This is a genomic window from Hydrogenimonas sp. (genome assembly GCF_029933015.1).
In the GTDB taxonomy this organism is placed as follows: Bacteria; Campylobacterota; Campylobacteria; order Campylobacterales; family Hydrogenimonadaceae; genus Hydrogenimonas.
The window spans coordinates 1-3,780 of the sequence record NZ_JAOZOZ010000153.1; the positions used below are offsets into that span (position 1 = coordinate 1).

Consider the following 3,780-nt stretch of genomic DNA (forward strand, 5'->3'; position numbering starts at 1 on the left):
CCGTCGTGACGCCTACGGTGACGGAAAGGGTGAGAATGCGGGCGACGATGGGCATCGGGTCAACCTATCTGCATCCAGAGCCCTTTGATGCCGCCGACGAGAAACTGGGCGGCGATGGCACCGACGATGAGCCCCATGATACGGGTCAGTATCTTCATTCCGGTGACACCGAGAAAGCGGTTGATGATACCGGCGTATCGAAGGGAAAGATAGACGGTCACGATCGAAAGGAGAATGGAGAGTGTGACCAACGTATAGCTCCATGTGCTTCCGTATGTCTGTGTGTTGGTGTTGTTGAGGACGATGATCGTCGCGATGACGCCGGGACCGAAGAGGATCGGGATCCCGAGCGGGATCACGGATATGTCCTCTTTTTCTTCCGCTTCGTCCCGCTCTTCGGGGGTGTGACGCGATTTGCTCGCCTGGCCGTAGGCCATGTTGATCGCGATCATCATCAGGATGATCCCGCCGATCACTTTGATCGAAAGGACGTTGATACCGAAGAGCTTGAAAATGAGCTCTCCTGTAAAAAGGGTCACGAGAGAAGCGATCAGAACCGTCAATGTCGCCCGCCAGGCGACGGGTCGGATGATGGTCGGGGTCGCTGGAGAGATCATCGAAATCATGATACTCGCCGCCGCGAGCGGGTTGAGTATCGTGACGAGCGCGACCGTGTCATGAAGCAGTGTCGAAACGTATGAGGAGGTCATGAATTCTTTCCCTTTTTTGCGTCGGGAAGATTTCTCTTTTTTGCCCGAAGCAGGTTGATCCGGTCGTCGATACGTTTGATGACGATCTTTTCGGCAGGATGATTTTTCGAAAGGTTGACGAGTTTATGGAGCAGAGCCTTCCACAGTGCCGTATCGTCGCTTTTTAGTATCTTTTTTTTCAGTGAGGCCGGCAGAGATTCGCAGGTCTGCGTCGTATCGCGTATGAGCGTGTCATTGAGGTCCGCGGCATGGAGAAAAATCGCCATTGAAAGAGGTGAAAAGAGCGCTTTTGTCATCGGTTGTCTCCATTTTGGGAAAAGAGTATCAGGGCGAAAAGGGCGATGAAAAAGAGAACGACGAAAATGTTTTTCTGGGCGAAAAGGATCACGTCGATGGCGCTGTGGCCGAAATAGAAACCTATCGAGACGAAAGTGAAAGCCCATAGCACGATCCCCAACAGATCGAAAAAGAGAAATTTGAGAAAACTATAACCCGACATACCGATCGTCAGAAGTACGGGGATATGGGTGCCGTAGACGAATCGTTCAAAGACGATGACGAAAGGCCCCCACTTTTTCAGCCATTCCAGGGCTGTGGCTTTCTTTGCGGGATGGGCGTCGAGCCAGGCCAATGCTCTCTTTTCGAAGAGCCTGCCCGCCATAAAGACCAACAGGTCACCGATCGCCGCACCCGCCATCGCGACCATGACGGCATCGGAGTAGGTGAAGACTTTGTGCTCCGAGGCGAGCCAACCGGCCAGCATAAGGCCGATCTCTCCTTCCAGTACGCTCCATACGAAAAGTGCGGCGTACCCATGGGTCATCAGGAGATGGACCGGATAGGAAAATAGATTGAATATCATCGTGCCCCCATCTTTTCAAGCCGCAACAGCCGGTTATCGAGTTCGAGTCTGGTTGCTTCGTCAACCTCGAAACTTATTGTACCACTTTGATACATCTCCTGCAGACTCTTTATCTTCACCATGATCATCCGATCGCGCAGGTCGTATTTTATGCAAAGCACCGCCATATCATCACCAGTGTGAGTGCCGTCGTGAAGAGCAGGGCCAGAATGGAAAAACCGTTCTGGAATCGTGTCCCGGTGTACTCCCCCATAACGGTGCGGTTGTTGGTGATCGTCAGGGCGATGCCGATCAGCAGAGGGATGAGCATGCCGTCGAGGACCTGGGAGTAGTAGAGCGCATCGACTACGGTAATGCCCGGAAACATATCTACGAGATCCCCCACTACCAACGCTCCCACTAAAACGATATAGAAACCTTTCGCATCGCTTACTTTGTAGTCCATCCCCTCCCGCCATCCAAACGTGTCGGCGACAGCGTATGCGGTGGAGCCGGCAAGTACGGGAATGGCGAGAAAGCCGGCGACGACGATGCCGAAACCGAAGAGGGCGAAGGCGTATTCTCCGGTCAACGGAAGGAGCGTGTCGGCCAGCGTCGAAATGTCCTGGATGTCGGCGTCTGTTCCATAGAGAACGACGGCTCCTGTGACGATCATACAGTATGCGAGCAGATTGGACCAGAGCATGCCGGTAATTGTATCGAAGCTCACTTCGTCCGCCTGGACGACGCTCTTTTTTTCCTCTTTCTCTTCGGATGCCTGCCAGAACATCAGATAGGGCGATATCGTGGTACCGAGCATACCGAGAGCTGCGAAGATCCATGCGGAGTCGGCCTTTATGTGGGGGATGAATGTGTTTTTCAGAACTTCCAGCAGCGGCGGTTTCGCCAATACGGCGGAAAGAATGTAGACACCGAGAACCGTCGTCAAAACGATCAGAACACCCTTGACGAACCGATACTTTCCGAAAGTGATGAGATAGCCTATCATTGCGGTGATCGGGATGAGAAAGTATACGGCAGGAAAACCGCTGACGATATGCAAAATTGCGGCGATGGCGTTGAGATCGGCTCCGATCGTCAGTATGTTCGCTACCGCAAGAACCGTTATCATGAAAATGGTCAGTTTTCTGGAGTAGTACGCCGTCGTGATTTCCGGGAGACTCTTCCCCGTTACGATGGCGATGCGCGCAACCATATTCTGCACAGCGATGAGCATCGGTGTGGAAAGAAGCAGAAGCCAGAGTTGGGAAAAACCGGTCGTGGCACCTACCACCGTATAGGTGACGATACCGGCAGGATCGTCGCCAGCCCCGCCGGTGATAAGCCCGGGGCCCAACGCTTTGATACGCGCTCTGTTCTTTTCGATATCGGTACGGATTTTTTCTTTGATAGTCATGATCGGCCCCTCCCGTTTCCGAGCGGGTAAACTTTGTAAAAATTTCGGCGCGTTACGCCGCATGACAGCTTCCGACGGTAAACGACGGTAACGACGGGATTTTTACACGCCTTTTCCATCTTATTCGTCTTTGTCTCCCCCGGGATTCCTCCCGATTTTTTCTTTCCCGTGCAGTGCGAGAGGGATCTCGCCATCGATGGACCGTATGTGGATATCACGCTGAGGAAAAGGAATTTCGATGCCGTTGGCATAGAGTGTTTTGTAGATGAGTATCAGAAATCTGGAACGGGTTCGTTTGGGGTAGAGGGTCTCCCGTCCTCTGATCCAGACATGGAGCTCGAAATCGACGCTGCTTTCGTTCATCTGTGTCATGATGACCCGGGTCCTGCGCGTCGGGGTCGTGAGGATGTCGGTGAAGCCACTCTGTTTGACCGCTTCGAGCACCACTTCGATGACCCGGTCCACATCGCTGCCGTAGGCGACGCCGAAGGGGATGTCGAAACGCCGGATACGGTCGTTCATGGTCCAGTTGATGACGCGGTTTTGGATCAGATCCTGGTTGGGGACGATGACGTCGATGTTGGCGTTGGTCGTGATCGTCGTCGAACGCATCCGGATGTCGCTGACGTGGCCGCGCAGGTTCTCGTCGAACTCGATGTAGTCGCCGATCTTGATGCTTCGCTCGAACATCAGGATGATTCCGGAGACGAAGTTGGAGACGACGTTTTGGAGGCCGAAACCGATACCCACGGAGAGTGCGCCGGCGACCAGCGCGATGGAGGAGAGGTTGACGCCGATGACGTTGAGGGCGC

At 53.7% G+C, this 3,780-nt stretch carries 5 protein-coding genes; all 5 read right to left on the reverse strand.

The window, feature by feature from the left end; translation table 11 throughout:
* Window positions 1-59 precede the first annotated feature (59 nt).
* Window positions 60-710, reverse strand: a complete 651-nt coding sequence (locus Q1K23_RS08460; RefSeq protein WP_300363801.1) for a MarC family protein — start codon at window positions 708-710, stop codon at window positions 60-62.
* Complete coding sequence (locus Q1K23_RS08465) at window positions 707-1,006, reverse strand: hypothetical protein (protein ID WP_300363803.1); 300 nt, start codon at window positions 1,004-1,006, stop codon at window positions 707-709. Before Q1K23_RS08465 ends, Q1K23_RS08460 begins: the two co-directional genes overlap by 4 nt.
* The gene (locus Q1K23_RS08470) at window positions 1,003-1,572 is read right to left on the reverse strand and encodes a VTT domain-containing protein (protein ID WP_300363805.1); all 570 of its coding nucleotides are present in this window, start codon (window positions 1,570-1,572) and stop codon (window positions 1,003-1,005) included. The genes Q1K23_RS08465 and Q1K23_RS08470 overlap by 4 nt, the downstream gene beginning before the upstream one ends.
* A gap of 148 nt (window positions 1,573-1,720) precedes the next feature.
* Entirely contained in the window at window positions 1,721-2,968 is a 1,248-nt protein-coding gene (locus Q1K23_RS08475; protein ID WP_300363807.1) for an Nramp family divalent metal transporter, read from the reverse strand.
* Between the two features lie 120 nt (window positions 2,969-3,088).
* A partial coding sequence (locus Q1K23_RS08480; RefSeq protein ID WP_300363809.1) for a mechanosensitive ion channel domain-containing protein occupies window positions 3,089-3,780 on the reverse strand: 692 nt, incomplete at its 5' end.